The sequence below is a fragment of the Microbacterium terricola genome, from assembly GCF_027943945.1.
Lineage (GTDB): Bacteria > Actinomycetota > Actinomycetes > Actinomycetales > Microbacteriaceae > Microbacterium > Microbacterium terricola.
Genome location: NZ_AP027141.1, coordinates 2,804,033 through 2,820,287, shown reverse-complemented (window position 1 = coordinate 2,820,287; position 16,255 = coordinate 2,804,033). Strand labels below are relative to the sequence as shown.

14 protein-coding genes are annotated in these 16,255 nt (G+C 70.4%); 8 read left to right on the top strand and 6 right to left on the bottom strand.

Annotated features, from left to right (window positions below; genetic code table 11):
• Nucleotides 1-24: 24 nt before the first annotated feature.
• On the bottom strand, nucleotides 25-669 hold the full coding sequence (locus tag Microterr_RS13455) for a hypothetical protein (protein ID WP_263797404.1): 645 nt from the start codon (nucleotides 667-669) through the stop codon (nucleotides 25-27).
• A gap of 87 nt (nucleotides 670-756) precedes the next feature.
• Here Microterr_RS13455 and pheA point away from each other — a divergent pair, with 87 nt between their 5' ends.
• Nucleotides 757-1,716 carry a prephenate dehydratase gene (pheA, locus tag Microterr_RS13450; RefSeq protein WP_263797405.1) on the top strand — a complete coding sequence of 320 codons (960 nt, stop codon included), beginning with the start codon at nucleotides 757-759 and terminating at the stop codon, nucleotides 1,714-1,716.
• A gap of 1 nt (nucleotide 1,717) precedes the next feature.
• Nucleotides 1,718-2,563, top strand: a complete 846-nt coding sequence (locus tag Microterr_RS13445; protein WP_263797406.1) for a PhzF family phenazine biosynthesis protein — start codon at nucleotides 1,718-1,720, stop codon at nucleotides 2,561-2,563.
• Between the two features lie 127 nt (nucleotides 2,564-2,690).
• On the opposite strand, the gene Microterr_RS13440 is transcribed toward Microterr_RS13445, so the two are convergent.
• The 3 genes from Microterr_RS13440 to Microterr_RS13430 form a co-directional block, all read right to left on the bottom strand.
• Nucleotides 2,691-3,677: an FxLYD domain-containing protein gene (locus tag Microterr_RS13440; RefSeq protein WP_263797407.1), complete on the bottom strand. Its 987-nt coding sequence runs from the start codon at nucleotides 3,675-3,677 to the stop codon at nucleotides 2,691-2,693.
• A 219-nt stretch (nucleotides 3,678-3,896) separates the two neighbouring features.
• Nucleotides 3,897-4,952 carry an LLM class flavin-dependent oxidoreductase gene (locus Microterr_RS13435; RefSeq protein ID WP_263797408.1) on the bottom strand — a complete coding sequence of 352 codons (1,056 nt, stop codon included), beginning with the start codon at nucleotides 4,950-4,952 and terminating at the stop codon, nucleotides 3,897-3,899.
• A gap of 40 nt (nucleotides 4,953-4,992) precedes the next feature.
• The gene (locus tag Microterr_RS13430) at nucleotides 4,993-6,363 is read right to left on the bottom strand and encodes a cryptochrome/photolyase family protein (protein ID WP_263797409.1); all 1,371 of its coding nucleotides are present in this window, start codon (nucleotides 6,361-6,363) and stop codon (nucleotides 4,993-4,995) included.
• Nucleotides 6,364-6,484: 121 nt separating this feature from the next.
• Here Microterr_RS13430 and Microterr_RS13425 point away from each other — a divergent pair, with 121 nt between their 5' ends.
• From Microterr_RS13425 to Microterr_RS13405, 5 genes are all read left to right on the top strand, one after another.
• Nucleotides 6,485-7,492, top strand: coding sequence for a LacI family DNA-binding transcriptional regulator (locus tag Microterr_RS13425; protein WP_263797410.1), 1,008 nt, complete (start codon nucleotides 6,485-6,487; stop codon nucleotides 7,490-7,492).
• A 289-nt stretch (nucleotides 7,493-7,781) separates the two neighbouring features.
• Nucleotides 7,782-9,467: a glycoside hydrolase family 13 protein gene (locus Microterr_RS13420; protein WP_263797412.1), complete on the top strand. Its 1,686-nt coding sequence runs from the start codon at nucleotides 7,782-7,784 to the stop codon at nucleotides 9,465-9,467.
• Between the two features lie 44 nt (nucleotides 9,468-9,511).
• A complete protein-coding gene (locus Microterr_RS13415) occupies nucleotides 9,512-10,882 on the top strand; it encodes an ABC transporter substrate-binding protein (protein WP_263797413.1) in 1,371 nt (456 codons plus the stop codon).
• A 107-nt stretch (nucleotides 10,883-10,989) separates the two neighbouring features.
• Nucleotides 10,990-11,946 carry a carbohydrate ABC transporter permease gene (locus tag Microterr_RS13410; RefSeq protein WP_263797414.1) on the top strand — a complete coding sequence of 319 codons (957 nt, stop codon included), beginning with the start codon at nucleotides 10,990-10,992 and terminating at the stop codon, nucleotides 11,944-11,946.
• A complete protein-coding gene (locus Microterr_RS13405) occupies nucleotides 11,943-12,926 on the top strand; it encodes a carbohydrate ABC transporter permease (RefSeq protein ID WP_263797415.1) in 984 nt (327 codons plus the stop codon). Before Microterr_RS13410 ends, Microterr_RS13405 begins: the two co-directional genes overlap by 4 nt.
• Nucleotides 12,927-13,039: 113 nt before the next feature.
• On the opposite strand, the gene Microterr_RS13400 is transcribed toward Microterr_RS13405, so the two are convergent.
• Nucleotides 13,040-13,927: a DUF559 domain-containing protein gene (locus tag Microterr_RS13400; protein ID WP_263797417.1), complete on the bottom strand. Its 888-nt coding sequence runs from the start codon at nucleotides 13,925-13,927 to the stop codon at nucleotides 13,040-13,042.
• A 366-nt stretch (nucleotides 13,928-14,293) separates the two neighbouring features.
• Complete coding sequence (locus Microterr_RS13395; protein WP_263797418.1) at nucleotides 14,294-15,409, bottom strand: diacylglycerol/lipid kinase family protein; 1,116 nt, start codon at nucleotides 15,407-15,409, stop codon at nucleotides 14,294-14,296.
• Nucleotides 15,410-15,484: 75 nt separating this feature from the next.
• Between Microterr_RS13395 and Microterr_RS13390 the strand changes: the two genes are divergently transcribed.
• Entirely contained in the window at nucleotides 15,485-16,216 is a 732-nt protein-coding gene (locus Microterr_RS13390; protein ID WP_263797419.1) for a hypothetical protein, read from the top strand.
• Nucleotides 16,217-16,255 lie beyond the last annotated feature (39 nt).

Here is a 16,255-nt window from a genome sequence, read left to right as displayed (position 1 = left end):
CGCGGATGTCGGGCCGGATCGGGGTCAGCGGCGCGTGAGGGTCAGGGTCGCGACGCCGTCGGCGACCGCGGTGTCGAGCTCGAGCGTGTCGGGGGTGCAGGCGAAGGTCGCGTCGCCGACCGGAGCCTGCACGATCTGCTCGACGATCTCGGCGGCGTCGATGGCCTGGCCGGCGGCATCGGCGACGATCTCGAGGTCGTTCGCGACGGTCGCATCGGTGGCGATGTGGCCGGGAGTCGCCGTGTAGGTGCCGCTGATCGACCCGCTGATGTCGACCGACATCGGGGTGCCGGCAGCATCCAGTTTCAGCGTCAGGTCGGGGGTCCAGGTGTAGTCGTCCGCGCCGATCGTCAGGGCGGCGGTGCCCTCGGGCGTGAACGTGATGCCCGCCTCGCCCGCGATCGCGCTCACCTGGGCGTAGAAGTCGGTGAGCGACTGCTCGTCGACATCCCAGTCGCCGATGAGGCAGGCGGGGTCGTCCGTGTCGCCGGCCGAAACGGTCGGCGAGGGCTCACCCGACGCGGATCCGCTCTCACTCGGCGCCGTGGATGCCGTCGGCCCGGGGTCCGGATGGTTCGTCTGGCCGGTGCAGCCGGCGAGCAGCAGCAGCCCGGTCATGGTCGCTCCTGCGACGGCGGTGGTGCGCAGCATCCGGAATCGGTCGGTCATGTTCGCCCCCTCGGCTGTCCGCTCGAATCTAAGCGGGGGATCCGGCGGATGCAACGCCCGGCGGTGCCCCGACTAGGCTGAATCCCCGTGAGCACCGAGCCCGACGCCCCCACCCGTCGCACGTACAGCTACCTGGGTCCGGCGGGCACCTTCACCGAAGCGGCGCTCGCGCAGGTGCCCGAGGCCCGAGGCCAGAACTGGCGCTCCGTCCGCAACGTCGGCGAGGCGCTCGCGGACGTCGTCGAGGGCCGCGCCGACGCCGCGATGATCGCCATCGAGAACTCGGTCGACGGCGGCGTCTCCACCGCGCAGGACGCCCTCGCGACCATGCCGGGGCTGCGGATCGTCGGCGAGTATCTCGTGCCCGTCGACTTCGTGCTGGTCGCCCGGCCGGGCACGCGCCTCGACCAGGTGTCGCTCATCGCCGCGCACCCCGTCGCGTACGCGCAGTGCCTGCAGTGGCTGACCGAGCAGCTGCCGGCGCACGCGCACGTGCCCGCGGCCAGCAACGTCGCCAGCGCGATGGGGCTCCTGGAGGGGACCAGCGATGCGGATGCCGCCATCGCCGCGCCCGGGATCCTCGAGCACCACGAGCTCGAGCTGCTCGCCGCGCACATCGGCGACAACGAGCGCGCCGTGACCCGGTTCGTGCTCGTCGCACGCACCGTCGCGCCGCCGCCCCCGACCGGCGCCGACAAGACCTCGCTCATCGTCGAGCTGCCCGAAGACCACCCGGGCGCCCTGCTCGAGCTGCTCGAGCAGTTCGCCACCCGCGGCATCAACCTGTCGCTGCTCGCCTCGCGTCCGATCGGCGACGAGCTCGGCCGCTACCGGTTCGTCATCGACGCCGACGGCCACATCGAGCACGAGCGGATGGCCGACGCCCTGATGGGGCTGCGGCGGTTCAGCCCGAAGGTCATCTTCCTGGGCTCGTACCCGCGCGCCGACCACGCCATCGTGCGCTACCCGCAGCGCTACTCCGACGACGTGTTCGTCGAGGCGCGCGACTGGCTGCGCGGCCTCATCTCGGGCGAGCCCGACGCCTGAGATGCCCGAGGTGCTGCGGTACGCCGCCTTCATCGATCCCTCAGAGGCCGATGGCGGAAACCCCGCCGGTGTGGTGCTGGACGCGGACGGGCTGGACGATGCCGAGATGCAGCGGATCGCTGCCGACGTCGGCTACGCGGAGACCGCATTCCTCGTCGGGCAGGACGGCGCAGCGCGCCGCATCCGCTATTACTCGCCCATCGCTGAGGTCCCGTTCTGCGGGCACGCCACCATCGCGACAGCGGTCGTGCTCGCCGAGCGCGAGGGTGCAGGGCTCTTCCGCTTCGCCACCCCGGTCGGCGACGTGCCGATCGAGACGATCGCGACAGACGCCGGCATACGGGCGACCTTCACCAGCGTGGATCCGGTCGTGTCCGACCTTGCGCCCGACGTGCGCGAGGCGCTGCTCGCGCTGCTCGGGCTGAGCGAGAGCGACCTCGACGGCGCCTACGGTCCGCGGATCGCCCGCGCGGGCAACCCGCATCCCGTGCTCGTCATCGCCGATCGGGCGCGCTTCGACGGCTTCTCGTTCGATCCGGTCGCCGTGCGCTCGCTGATGGACGAGCAGGGCTGGACCGGAACGGTCACCGTGATGCACCGCGACCCCGCCGGCGACTGGGAGGCACGCAATCTCTTCCCGGTCGGAGCGATCACCGAAGACCCGGCCACAGGGTCGGCGGCCGCGTCGTTCGGCGGCTATCTGCGCGCGCTCAGGGCCGTGCCCGTCGGAGAGACGACGCACGTGCGCATCCGCCAGGGGCGCCATGTCGGTCGTCCCTGCCTGCTCGAGGTCGAGATCCCCCCGACGGGCGGGATCCGGGTGTCGGGCTCCGCGGCCGCGCTGTAGGAGAACTCGGTCGTGCCGCGGCGGGAACGCCGAAGCCCGCTCACCGGTGACGGCGAACGGGCTGCGGTGGGGCATGGCGCCCCGGGGGGGAATCGCGCGGTCAGGGACCGCGGGGCAGAGGCTGCGGTCAGAGAACCGCGGTGGCCTCGAACGTGACGTCTGCGGGCAGGTCCAGGAACAAGCCCTCGAACTGGGCTGCGCCCTCGGTGGGCAGACGGTCGATGAACGCCGTCGTCGAGCCGACCATCGTCCCGCTGTCGTCGCGGGCGATGATTTCGACGGACACCAGCTCCTGGTCCTCGCCGAGCGTGCTCGACACGGTTCCGCTGACCGTGGTCATGCCGTAATCGGTCGACGCCTTGATGTCGCTGACCGTCATCACACCTGTCTCGTTGGCGGGGGAAGAAGTCGCGTCGTCGGCGCCCGGTCCCCGCACGTCGAGGTGGTCGATCGTGCTGGAGCCCACACTGAAGAACGTCCCGGTGAGGATGGTCTGTCCCTGCAGCAGGGTGACATAGCTGGTTGCGGAGTCGAGGATCGTGCCATCCTCGGCGACAGCCTCGACAGTCACCGGTTCGGACGTGAAGACGTAGTCGCTGTTCGGGTTGTCGATGACGACCCCGTACCAATACGAACCGCTCGACTCGGCGCCGAAACCCGACTCGACGATCTGGATGTCGTCGACGGCAGCGGCTGCCGCGGCTGCGGACTCCGCCGGCACGTCGACTGCTCCGCTGTCGGCCGGCGCGACCGCCACGGCCTCCGAACCCGAGAAGGCATCGTCGACCGCGTCGACGGCCAGGGAGGCGAAGACGCTGGCACCGATGACTGTTCCGACGATCGAGAGAATCAAGCCCGTCAGGCCCGCGGACTTGCCCTTGCCCGTGCGGAAGAGCGAGACGATGCCGAGGACGAAGGCGATCGGCAGCAGGATCCAGCCGATGATGAGCGCGCCTGGAATGCAGGCGAAGATCATGCCGATGATGGCGACGACCAGGGCGACCCGGCCGAGGACGTTCCTCGGCTTCTTCACGGCCTGCTCCGGCGTGGCGGGACCCGTCGCGCCGAGCGGCGCCGGCGGGGGCGCCGGATTCGTGACGGTGTCGTAGGACATGGGTTCCTCTTCTCGGTGGTGCGAGCCATCCGAGGCATGCCGAGTACGACGCCGTGCCCGGGCAGTCGAGAGTTCGGCGCGACCGGGCGGCGATGGAGTGATGAGGGCAGACGGCGGTCGGTGGAGGACCGCGAACGGCTGCTCTTGCGATCAGGTTAGCATGTGGTCCGACCACAGATCCAGCGCGCCGAGGAACCTCTCAGGTTCGGGCGAGCAGCCTCAGTTCAGGCCGGCGGCGATCAGTTCGAGCGTCTGGATGCGGCCGGGCGCAGCATCCATCGCCTCCGCGTCGAACGAACCGGACACGGGCGAGAGCATCACCTCGTCGACCCCGTGCGTGGCCGCGAAGGAGCGGAGGGATGCGGCGACCTCTGCACCGGTGCCGATGAACCACCGCTGGCGGAGGCCCTCGAGGATCGGGGCGGCGAGGAGGTCGCTCGCCTCGGCGGCCGCGGCCTGCTCCACCGTCTCGAGCGGAACGAGCGGGCGGCCGCCGCGGAGCCTGGACATCATGCGCGCCTGGGGCAGCGCGCGGGCGTGCGCCTCGTCGGCGGTCGGCGCCGCCACCACATTGACGGTGAGGAACGTGCGCGGCTCGGGGTGAGCCTCGCTCGGCCGGAACTGCCCGCGGTACAGGCTGAGGGCACGCTCGAGTCCGTCGCCGGAGAAGTGGTTCGCGAACACATAGGGGAGTCCGAGCGACGCAGCGAGCTGGGCCGAATAGTCGCTGGATCCGAGCAGCCACACCTCGGGAGTCGTCTGTGCGGCGGGTGTCGCGTGCACGTCGTAGGTGCCGCCGGCGGTGAACTCGAGGGTCGCGCCTTCCGGCGAGACCAGCGCGAGGATGTCGCGGATGTGCTGGGGGAAGCGCTCCACGTCGCTCGGGGTGCCCGACATGCGCAGCAGCTGGGTGATCACCGGGTCGCTGCCGGGCGCGCGGCCGATGCCGAGGTCGATGCGACCGGGCGCGATGGCCTCGAGCGCGGCGAACTGCTCGGCGACGATGAGCGGAGCGTGGTTCGGCAGCATCACGCCACCGGACCCGAGACGGATGGTCGACGTGCGCCCCGCGGCGGCGGCCACCAGTACGGGCGGCGTGGTCGAGGCGACCGCCGGCATGTTGTGGTGCTCGGCGAACCAGTAGCGGCGGTAGCCCAGCCGGTCGGCGACGGAGGCGAGGTCGAGGGATGCCGACACCGCCTGTGCGCTGGTCTGCCCGGCGCGCACGGGCACCAGGTCGAGGACGGAGAGGGCGGGGGCGGGGGAAGGGTTCATCACCGTGGTGCAACCGCGCGGGATCCCCGACGCATTCCCGCTAGCGTGACCGCTTCACGGCGTCGTACGCATCCAGCGCGGCGCGGCGGGTCTCGCCGAGATCGACGATCGGCTGCGGATCCTCGCCCGCCGAGTACTCCGGCGCCCACCGTTTCACATACTCCCCGTGCGGGTCGAACTTCTTCGCCTGCAGCTCGGGGTTGAAGATGCGGAAGTACGGCGCCGCATCCGCTCCGGAGCCCGCGACCCACTGCCAGTTGAACGGGTTGCTCGCCGCATCCGCATCCACCAGCGTGTCCCAGAACCACTGCTCGCCGTGCCGCCAGTCGATCAGCAGGTTCTTCACCAGGAACGAGCCGACCACCATGCGCACCCGGTTGTGCATCACCCCGGTGTGCCAGAGCTCCCGCATTCCCGCGTCGACCAGCGGCACTCCGGTGCGGCCGCGCTGCCATGCCGTGAGGTGCGATCTATTGAGTCGTGGCCAGGGGAAGGCGTCGAACTCCGAGCGCCAGTTCTTGGTGGCGAGGTCTGGCGCGGAGAAGAGCGTGTATGCGGCGAACTCGCGCCAGCCGAGCTCCGAGAGGAAACGCTGGGCGGATGCGGCGTGCGCACCCGATCCGCGATGTGCGACCGTCTCGTGCCACACCTGATGAGGGCTCAGCTCGCCCCAGCGCAGACGCGGCGAGAGCCCGGACGTCACGCCGGCCGCCGGCTCGTCCCGCGCGCGGTCGTAGGCACCGAGGTCGTCCTCGAGGAAGGCGCGCAGGCGCGCGCGTGCGGCCGGCTCGCCGGGCTCCCAGGTGTCGCGCAGGCCTTCGGCCCAGTCGGGCTCCGTGGGCAGCAGCTGCCACGCGTCGAAATCGTCGGACGCGGGTGGGGTGGACGGGCCGGGGACCTCGCGCGGCTCGGGCAGGGGAGCGCGCGGCGCCGGCATCGACTGGCACGCCCGCCAGAACGGCGTGAAGACGGAGTAGGGCGTCCCCGCACCGGTCTGCACGGTCCACGGCTCGAAGAGCAGGGACGCGGCGAACGAATCGACCTCGAGCCCGTCGTGGCGCAGCACGGTCTTGATCTCGGTGTCGACCTCGCGCTCCGCCCCGCCGTAGCGGCGATTCCAGAACACCGCGCCGGCTCCGGTCGCCGCGGCGATGTCGCGGACGACGGCCGCGGCGGGACCCCGCCGCAGTACCAGGATCGAGCCTCGCTCGGAGATGCGCTCGCCGAGCGAGGCGAGCGAGTGGTGCAGCCACCACTTCGCCGCTCCGCCGAGCGGACGGATTCCCCTCGACTCCTCGTCGAGCACGTAGAGGCCGATGATCGGCTCGCCGCGGTGGATCGCCGCACGCAGCGCCGGATTGTCGGCGAGGCGCAGGTCGTCGCGGAACCAGACGAGCGAGGGACCGGGCACGCATCCATCCTGACGCGAGCCCCGCGTGCACGGATGGGCTTGACAGGCGGGCTCACCTTGTCTCCCGCACGGCTTGCGTGGCATTTGCGCGCCTGTGCAAGTTCTTGCGTACACTGACCGCATGTCGAAGCGTCTCGCCGAGGTGGCGCGCAAAGTCGGAGTCAGTGAGGCCACGGTCAGCCGCGTGCTCAACGGCAAGCCGGGGGTGTCCGAGGCCACGCGCCAGGCCGTGCTCACCGCGCTCGATGTGCTCGGCTACGAGCGGCCGACCAAGCTGCGCGGCGAACGGGCTCGGCTCGTCGGCCTGGTGCTGCCCGAGCTCACGAACCCGATCTTCCCCGCGCTCGCCGAGATCATCGGCGGGGGGCTCACCCAGAACGGCTACACGCCGCTGCTGTGCACGCAGAACGCCGGCGGGATCAGCGAGTCGGAGTACGTCGATCTGCTCCTGCAGCAGCAGGTGTCCGGCGTGATCTTCCTCGGCGGCAACTACAGCCAGGCCGACGCCCCGCACGAGCACTTCGAGCGCCTGCGTCAGGTCAACCTGCCGACGGTGCTCGTGAATGCGCGCATCCCGTCGCTCGACTTCGCCACCGTGTCGACCGACGACGTCGCGGCGGCCGAGCAGGCGGTGCTGCACCTGCACCAGCTCGGGCACCGCCGCATCGGGATGGTGCTCGGGCCGCTCGACCACATCCCCTCACGGCGGAAGCTGGATGCGGCGACCCGCCTCCTCGAACGCCTCGGTTCGCCGCTCGACGAGGATCTCGTCGTGCGCGGGCTCTATTCGCTCGAGTCGGGGCAGGCCGGCGCCGCCCGCCTGTTCGCGGCCGGAGCCACCGCCGTCGTCTGTGCGAGCGACCCGCTGGCGCTCGGGGCCGTGCGCGCGGCCCGCCGGCTGGGCATGCGCGTGCCCGAGGATGTCAGCGTCGTCGGCTTCGACGACTCGGCCCTGATGAGCTGCACCGAGCCTCCGCTCACCACCGTCAGGCAGCCGATCGAGCCGATGGGCCGCACCGTCATCGAGCTGCTGCTCTCGCAGATCGCCGGGACGACCGAAGCGGGGGACGAGCTGCTCTTCGAGCCCGAGCTCGTGCTGCGCTCGTCGACGGGTCCCGTCCGGGCCTGAGCTCGCTCCGTTTCGTCTCGCTCCGCTCGCTTAACGGGCCGGGGTGGGTGTCTGCCTGCGGGTCGTTGAGCGAGGAGCGCAGCGACGAGACGAAACGGCGTGAGCTCGCTCCGCTTCGTCTCGCTGCGCTCGCTCAACGGGCCGGGGTGGGTCTCTGACCGCAGCTCGACGAATCCAGAACCCGCCGTTGCATAATCGTGATCTTGCAGATACTTGTCAAAGAGTTGCGCGCAAAGGATCCCAAAGCTACATTCATCGGTAGCCGCCCCATCACCGACGAAGGAGCCCCGTGGACAGCGACGCCCGCGATGACGCACTGTGGTGGCGCAGCGCCGTGATCTACCAGGTCTACGTCCGCAGCTTCGCGGACGGGAACGGCGACGGCACCGGCGACCTCGCCGGCGTGCGGCAGCACCTCGGGTACCTCAAGGACCTCGGCGTCGACGCGATCTGGTTCAACCCCTGGTACCCGAGCCCGCTCGCCGATGGCGGCTACGACGTCCAGGACTACCGCGACATCGACCCTCGCTTCGGCACGCTCGCCGAGGCCGAGGCGCTCATCACCGAGGCTCTCGCGCTGGGCATCCGCACGATCATCGACGTGGTCCCGAACCACATCAGCGACCAGCACGAGTGGTTCCAGGCGGCGCTCGCCGCCGGCCCCGGCAGCCCGGAGCGCGAGCGGTTCTGGTTCCACCCCGGCAAGGGCGAGCACGGCGACGAGATCCCGACGCACTGGGTCTCGAGCTTCCAGGGCACCACATGGACCCGCACCACCGACGCCGACGGCACGCCGGGCGAGTGGTACCTGCACATGTTCACGCCCGAGCAGCCCGACCTGAACTGGAATCACCCCGACGTCCGCCGTGAGCACGAGGACATCCTGCGCTTCTGGTTCGACCGCGGAGTGGCCGGCGTCCGGATCGACTCCGCGGCGCTGCTGGTCAAGGACGCCGACCTGCCCGAGGTCGGTGAGAAGCCCGACCACCCCACCGAGGACCGCGACGAGCTGCACGACATCTACCGGTCGTGGCGGTCCATCGCCGACTCCTACCCCGGCACGCGCGTGCTCGTCGGCGAGATCTGGGTGCCTGACATCGAGCGGTTCACCCACTACCTGCGGTCCGACGAGCTGCACACGGCGTTCAACTTCGACTTCCTCGCGCGGCCGTGGGGCGCAGCATCCTTCCGCGAATCGATCGAGCAGACCCTCGCCGCCCACGCCCCCGTCGGCGCGCCGAGCACCTGGGTGCTGAGCAACCACGACGTGACGCGTCCGGCCACCCGGTATGGGCGGGAGGACACCGCGTTCGCGTTCCTGAAGAAGCGCTTCGGCGTGCCGAGCGACCCCGAGTTGGGCCTCCACCGCGCCCGCGCCGCCGCTCTGCTCGTGGCGGCGCTCCCCGGCAGCCTCTACATCTACCAGGGCGACGAGCTCGGGCTGCCCGAGGTCGAGGACCTGCCGCGCGAGCTGATCCAGGATCCGATGCACTTCCGCTCAGGCGGCGTCGACCCCGGCCGCGACGGCTGTCGCGTGCCGCTGCCCTGGTCGGGTGCCGAGCCGCCGTACGGCTTCGGCCCCGCCGGCACCGAGCCATGGCTGCCGCAGCCCGCGGACTGGTCCACGCTCACCGTCCAGGCGCAGGAGGCCGACCCGGCGTCGACCCTGCACCTCTACCGGGACGCGCTGCGGCTGCGGCGCGAGATCCCCGCGCTCGGCGACGGCCCGCTGACCTGGTGGGACGATGCGGTCCCTGCCGCCGGTCACCGGGGCGCCGCATCCGAGATCCTGGCCTTCCGCCGCGGCGACACCTTCGCGTGTGTCGTCAACACCGGCGACGACCCCGTGCCCCTGCCCGAGGGCACGACCGTCCTGCTGTCGAGTGCACCACTCGACGCGGGGCGCCTTGCGGGCGATTCCACAGCGTGGCTGCAGGTCCCTGCGCCCACGACCACCCACACCCCCGAGGGCTGACGCGCAACGAGGCAGGCGCGGTCCTCACCACGAAAGGAAAGACGATGAAGTCACCAGCAAGGGTCCTGCTCGCCGGTGTCGCCGTGGCGGCGACCATCGGCGCACTCGCCGGCTGCTCCGCCGGCGAGGGAGAGGAGAACGCCGACGGCAAGGTCGAGCTGCGGGTCGCCACGTTCCCGCCCGGAGCGGATGCTGCGGCCTACGAGGCCTTCGCCACCCAGGAGAAGCAGTTCGAGGACGAGCACCCCGACATCGACATCATCGGTGTCGAGTACGAGTGGGAAGGCCCGACCTTCGCCGTGCAGCTCGCCGGCGGCAGCCTGCCGGACGTGTTCACCGTGCCGTTCACCGACTCCAAGACGCTGCTCGAGAACGGCCAGCTCATGGACGTCACCGACGAGATCGAGGAGCTGGGCTACACCGACAGCTTCAACCCGATCATCCTCGACGGCGTCACCGACGGCGAGGGCCACATCTTCGGGTTCCCGCGCCAGGCGTACGCGATGGGTCTGCACTACAACCGCGACCTGTTCGAGCAGGCCGGCCTCGACCCCGACAGCCCGCCGACCACGTGGGAGCAGGTGCGCGAGTACGCCAAGAAGATCTCCGACGCCACCGGCAAGGCCGGCTACGCGCAGATGGCGATCAACAACACCGGCGGCTGGCAGCTGACGGCGCAGACGGTCGCGCGCGGCGGTCGCACGCAGGTCGACAACGCCGACGGTACGGCCGAGTCGACGATCGACAACGACGGCACCCGCAACACGCTGCAGTTCCTGCACGACCTGCGGTGGGAGGACGACTCGTTCGGCTCGAAGGTCGACCTCGACTGGGGCACGATCAACCAGGAGTTCGCCGCCGGCAACATCGGCATGTACACGTCGGGCTCCGACGTCTACACGGCCCTCGTGCGCGACTTCGGCATGAGCCCCGACCAGTACGGCCTCGGCGTCGTCCCGGTCGAGGGTGACGACCCCGGCACGCTCGGTGGTGGCGACATCGCGGTGATCAGCCCGACCGTCGACGACGACACCAAGGCGGCCGCGGTCACCTGGATCGACTGGTACTACATGCAGAAGCTGCTCGACGAGGATGCTGCCGTGGCCGACGCGAAGGCGCTGTCCGACTCCGGTCAGGCCGTCGGAACCCCGGTGCTCCCTGTGCTGAGCCGTGAGCTGTACGAGGAGTCGCTGACCTGGATCGAGCCGTACATCAACGTGCCGCGCGACCAGATGGCACCCTTCATCGACTCGATCTGGGACCAGACCCCAGTCGGCGAGGCGAAGAAGAGCACCCAGGAGGTCTACGCCCTGCTCGACGGTGTCGTGCAGACGGTCCTCACCGATGAGAACGCCGACATCGACGCGCTGCTCGCCAAGGCGCAGACCGACGCGCAGGCGCTGCTCGACCAGTAACCCCCCCCGCCCCACCCCGTTTACGGACGGGACACGCCGCTTCCCGCACGGAGCAGGCGGCGTGTCTCGTCCGTAATCGGACCCACCGAGTTGGAACCGACGTGACCATGACCCTGCCGCCACGTGCTGAGGCAGCATCCGCCCCTGTCGCGCCTGCGCGACGCAAGCCGCGCCGCAGCCCGGTGACCTGGTACCGCGGGGGCGGCCTCTGGAACCTCCTGTTCCTGCTGCCGATGATCTTCGTGTTCTTCTTCTTCTCGTGGTCGCCGATCGTGCAATCGGTGATCATGAGCCTGCAGAAGACGAACCTGATCGTGTCGGAGTGGGTCGGGCTCGACAACTACGTCACCGTGCTGAGCGATCCCGAGCTCGGTCGCGCGGTGATCAACACCCTGTACTTCGCTGTGCTCGCGCTGCTGTTCGGGTTCCCGCTGCCGCTGTTCATGGCCGTGCTGATGAGCGAGGTCAAGCGCGGCAAGGGCGTCTACTCGGCGCTCGCCTATCTGCCCGTGGTGATCCCCCCGGTCGTCGCGGTGCTGCTGTGGAAGTTCTTCTACAGCGCCGACCCGGCCGGCGTGTTCAACACCGCGCTCGGCTGGGTCGGCATCCCTCCGCAGCCGTGGCTGTCGTCGGCGACGCAGGCGATGCCCTCGCTCGTGCTCGAAGCGACGTGGGCCGCCGCGGGCGGGTCGATCATCATCTACCTCGCTGCGCTGCTGAGCGTGCCGCCCGAGCTGTACGACGCCGCCGAGGTCGACGGCGCGAGCATCTGGCGCAAGGTCTGGCACGTCACGATCCCGCAGCTGCGCGGCATCCTCTTCATCATGCTGATCCTGCAGGTGATCGCGACGGCGCAGGTGTTCCTCGAGCCGTTCCTGTTCACCGGCGGCGGCCCTGCCGGTGCGACGAAGACCGTGCTGCTGTACATCTACGACAAGGCGTTCCGGAACAGTCTGGGCGGCGACTACGGCGAGGCGACCGCGGTGTCGGTGCTGCTCGCGATCGTGCTCGCGATCCTCTCCTGGCTGTACTTCAAGCTGACCAACCGCTGGAGCACCTCATGACCTCCTCGATCTCCACCACCATGCGCAAGGAGGGGATGCGTGCCTTCCTGACCGCGCGGCGCGGACGGTCGCTGGGCTCGCCGAAGGGCATCGACGACCTCGCCGAGCGCACCATCGTGTCGGACTCCGAGCGGCGCCGCCCCGGCACCCGCGCCGGGATGACGATCACGCACATCTTCCTCACGGTGTCGCTCGTCGTCGCCGGGCTCGGGCCCATCCTCTGGCTCGCGAAGGCCGCGATCACCCCGACGCAGGACACCCTGTCCCAGCCGTTCGCGCTCTGGCCGAACGGGATGGACTGGGCGAACCTGTCCACCGCGTGGAACGACATCCACATCGACCAGTACTTCTTCAACACGGTGGTCATCGCCGCGGGGGCCTGGTTCTCGCAGCTGTTCATCGCCACGACGGCGGGGTACGCGCTGTCGGTCCTGCGTCCGAAGTACGCGCCGATCCTCAACGCGCTGGTGCTGGCGACGCTGTTCATCCCGGGCATCGTGCTGCTCGTGCCGCTGTACCTCACGATCGTCAACCCGCCGCTGCTGGGCGAGGTCAGCCTGCTCAACAACTACCTCGCGGTGTGGCTGCCGATGGCGGCGAACGCGTTCAACATCCTGCTGGTCAAGCGGTTCTTCGACAACCTCCCGCGCGAGGTGTTCGAGGCGGCGACCACGGATGGCGCAGGGCCGTTCCGGCTGTTCTGGTCGATCGTGCTGCCGATGTCCAAGCCCATCCTCGGGGTGGTGTCGGTGTTCGCGATCATCGCGGCGTGGAAGGACTACCTCTGGCCGAAGCTCGTGCTGCCGAACCCCGCGGTGCAGCCCCTGTCGGTCCGGCTGCCCGATGTGCAGAGCCAGACAGAGCTGGATGTGTTCCTCGCCGCACTCGCGATCTCGACCCTGATCCCGATCGCGATGTTCCTGCTGTTCCAGTCGGTGTTCCTGCGCTCCGCCGGCCTCGGCGGCGCCGTGAAGGGCTGAGGCCGCCCGATCGGCGGGGCGCCTCGGCCCCCATCCCGTTTACGGACGGGACACGCCGCGTGGCCGCCGACGCAAGCGGCGTGTCGCGTCCGTAAACGGTGGGGGGGCGGCGGTCACACGCGGGCGCCGCGCGAGCGGAGCGCCGCGCGAACCCGGGCGGCCACCTCGCGCGGGTCTCGGTCATGACGTCGGACTCGGATCACCAGCCATCCTGCGCTTATGGCCCGCTCGAGGTCGCGGGCGTCCTTGTGGTACTGGTGCGAACTCGTGCGGTGCTGCTCGCCGTCGTACTCCACCAGCACGCGCTGCTGTTCGTAGACCATGTCGCCCAGCTTGATGTGTCGACCCTGCTGATCGCGTACCGAGACGTTGATCGCGGGCTCGGGCAGCCCGGCGCGCACGAGGTCGAGTCGCAGGCTCGTCTCCCTGCTCGAGTCTGTCCGCTCTCTGACGAGGTCGACCGCCATCCGGAGCACCTTCGCGCCGTGTCTGCCCGCGTAGCGGCGGACCGCTTCACGCAGTTGATCAAGGGACGCGACCGGATGCTGGCGCCGCACCAGATGATCCCCGATCTCGACGAGTTCGTCGAGGCTCAACATCGCTGAGAGCGCGCACCAGGTGTCGATCGGATGGGTGACGAGCAACCCATCCACCATGACGCGGCGCTCGTCGCGAGGGAGCGGGTGCACCGTGACACCCCGGTGGCGGCGCCTCGCCGCATCGGAGTATGTGGTGATGTGGAGCTCGGACATCCGCAGATGTCTTGCGCGCAACGGGAAGCCGTGGACGGCGGCGGCCGTCGTGTGGCTGAACGCCGCTCCGACCGCAAGGCGCGCCTGCTCGTATCGTGCGCGCTGGATGACCTGCTGGCGCAGCAGCAGCCAGGGCTCGACGCCCTGCTCGGCGAGGTCGCGGATCGGTTGCAGCCCGGCGGCCGCGCCGGCGGGTACCTCATCGGGTCCCTCCGAGGCCAGGATGCTGTCGGTCAGCGCCGTGCGCATGACACGTACGCCGCGGAGCGGGACCGTGACGTCGCTCCGCCGCAGGCGCGAGCGGGGTACGCCGAGTGCGTCCGCCTCTCGCAGGGCGAACGGTCTTCCGAGGAGCTCGGGCGGGAGTGGTGGAACCCGGTGCATGGCTCCACGGTGTTCCGCCCGCGTTGCGGGCGGGCCGCGGCATCCTCGATCCGTCGACTACTCGCGCAGCGCCGGTCCTGTTGAGGAGCGCGCCCCCTGACCGTTTACGGACGGGACACGCCGCGTCGACCCGCGTTCAAGCGGCGTGTCCCGTCCGTAAACGCGTTGGAGTGCCGGGCCCCCGAGACCCGGGCCCCAGCCGTCGGGGCGCGCGGCGCGGAGCGCCTCGACCTACAGCCGCGAGACGTCGTGGCCGGAGGGCATCGCGAGCAGCAGGCCGCCCGCGACCACCCGCGTGGTCACCTCGCGGGCCTCGCCGAATTCGTCGCCGTCGAGCTGCACGGGCCGCGGCTCGGTCGCGGCGAGATCGATGCCGGTGCCCCGGGAGTAGCGCATGGCGTTGTCCTTGGTGCGCAGCGCCAGCACCCGGCGCCCGGCGCGGAACCGCCGCAGGACCGAGTTGTCCCACGCGACACGGCGCCACACGAAGATCCACCCGAAGGCGCCCTTCGGCTGGATGATCACGATGTCCAGGGCCCCGTCGGCCACGGAGGCCTCGGGGATCAGCTCGAGCCCCGCCGGCAGCGACCCGCAGTTGGCGAACAGCACGCTCTGCACGCGGGCCGAGTGCAGGCGGTGACCCGGCAGCTGGTACATCACGCGGAACGGCTTGGCATTGGCCAGCGAGCGGGCCGCGCCGTCGACGTAGGCCACCCAGCCGACCGACTTCTTCAGCTGGGGGTTGGTGTTCGCGATCATGGCGGCGTCCAGCCCCATCCCGCCCATCACGACGAACGCGTGGTCGTTCTTCGTGCCGTCGGCGCGGGTGAGGGTCGCGAAACCGATGTCGATCGGATGGATGTCGCCGTCGAAGGTCGCCGCGATCATCGATGCGGGGTCGACCAGCGGCAGTCGCAGGTTGCGCGCCAGAAGGTTGCCTGTGCCGCTCGGCACGATCGTGAGGGGGACGCCCGACTCGCTCATCGCCTCCGAGACCGCACGCACGGTGCCGTCGCCGCCGGCGACGAGCACGGCGTCGACCTCTTCGGCGAGGGCCGCCCTGGTCGCCCCGTCGCCGAGGTCGTCGACCGTTGTCTCGTAGAACAGCGGCTCGGCCCAGCCGGCGGCCGCTGCCGCCTCGCTCACCTGCGCGCGCAGCTTCTCGGCGGTCACCTTGATCGGGTTGTACACGAGCGCGGCCCGTTTACGGGAAGAGGATGCTGCATCGATCGGGGCAGCCTCGCCCGCCGGCGTCACGCGGCGCGCCTCGTCGGACGCGGTGGTGCCGGCGGGCGACTCGCCTGCCGTCTCATCGCCGGCGGGCGTGCTGTCCGTTGCGGCCGTCATGTCTACACATTAGGGGTGGGGCGGGCCGCGCGGCCGTCTGCGATCGGATGCGGTGATGTCCGATATCGTGCGGGCGTGACGTTCTTCGAGTCGGGGCCCGTGCGTCCCGCGTCCGGCGGGTACGCCTCGTCCGGCGCGCGCCCGCCCCGGCGGCGGATGCCGCACGGCGTGGTGGCGGGAGTCGTGCTGGCCGTGGTGTCGGCTGGACTGTTCACCGCGGTGACGATCGCCGGGCCAGAACGCGTCGCCGCGTCGGCGCAGCGTGTGTTCGGCGGCGTCCCCGAGCCGGCGCCGGAGATCGTCGAACTCGCCGATCAGGCCTATCTCACCGACGAGGGGCGGCAGCTGCTCTACGCATCCCGGCCACAGCTCGCCCCGCCCGCCGAGGTCGAGGAGATGTGCGGCAAGAGCGAGGACGACGACCCCGATCTGATGGTCACCGGGTGCTACAGCTCGCTGGGCTTCATCCTCATCGCCGACGAGTACGACCCGAGCCTGGTGGGATCGCTGGTCACGACGCTGGCGCACGAGCTGCTGCACGCGGCGTACGACGAGCTCGACGCGGGGGAGGCCGGCCAGATCGACGCCCTGCTGCACACGGCCTATGCCGACATCCCGCCGACGGATCCCATACTCGAGCAGATCAGCGGGTCGGTCGGCGCCCACGACGCCTCGCTCGACACCGAGCTGTTCGCCTACCTCGGCTCGCAGGTGATGCCGTCAAGCGGCCTCGCCCCCGAACTCGAGGCGGTGTACGCCCGCTACTTCACCGATCGGGCGGCGCTGGTGTCGACCTACACCGGCTGACCGGCAGGTCACCGGCTGACCGACGGCCCGCGGCTAGAC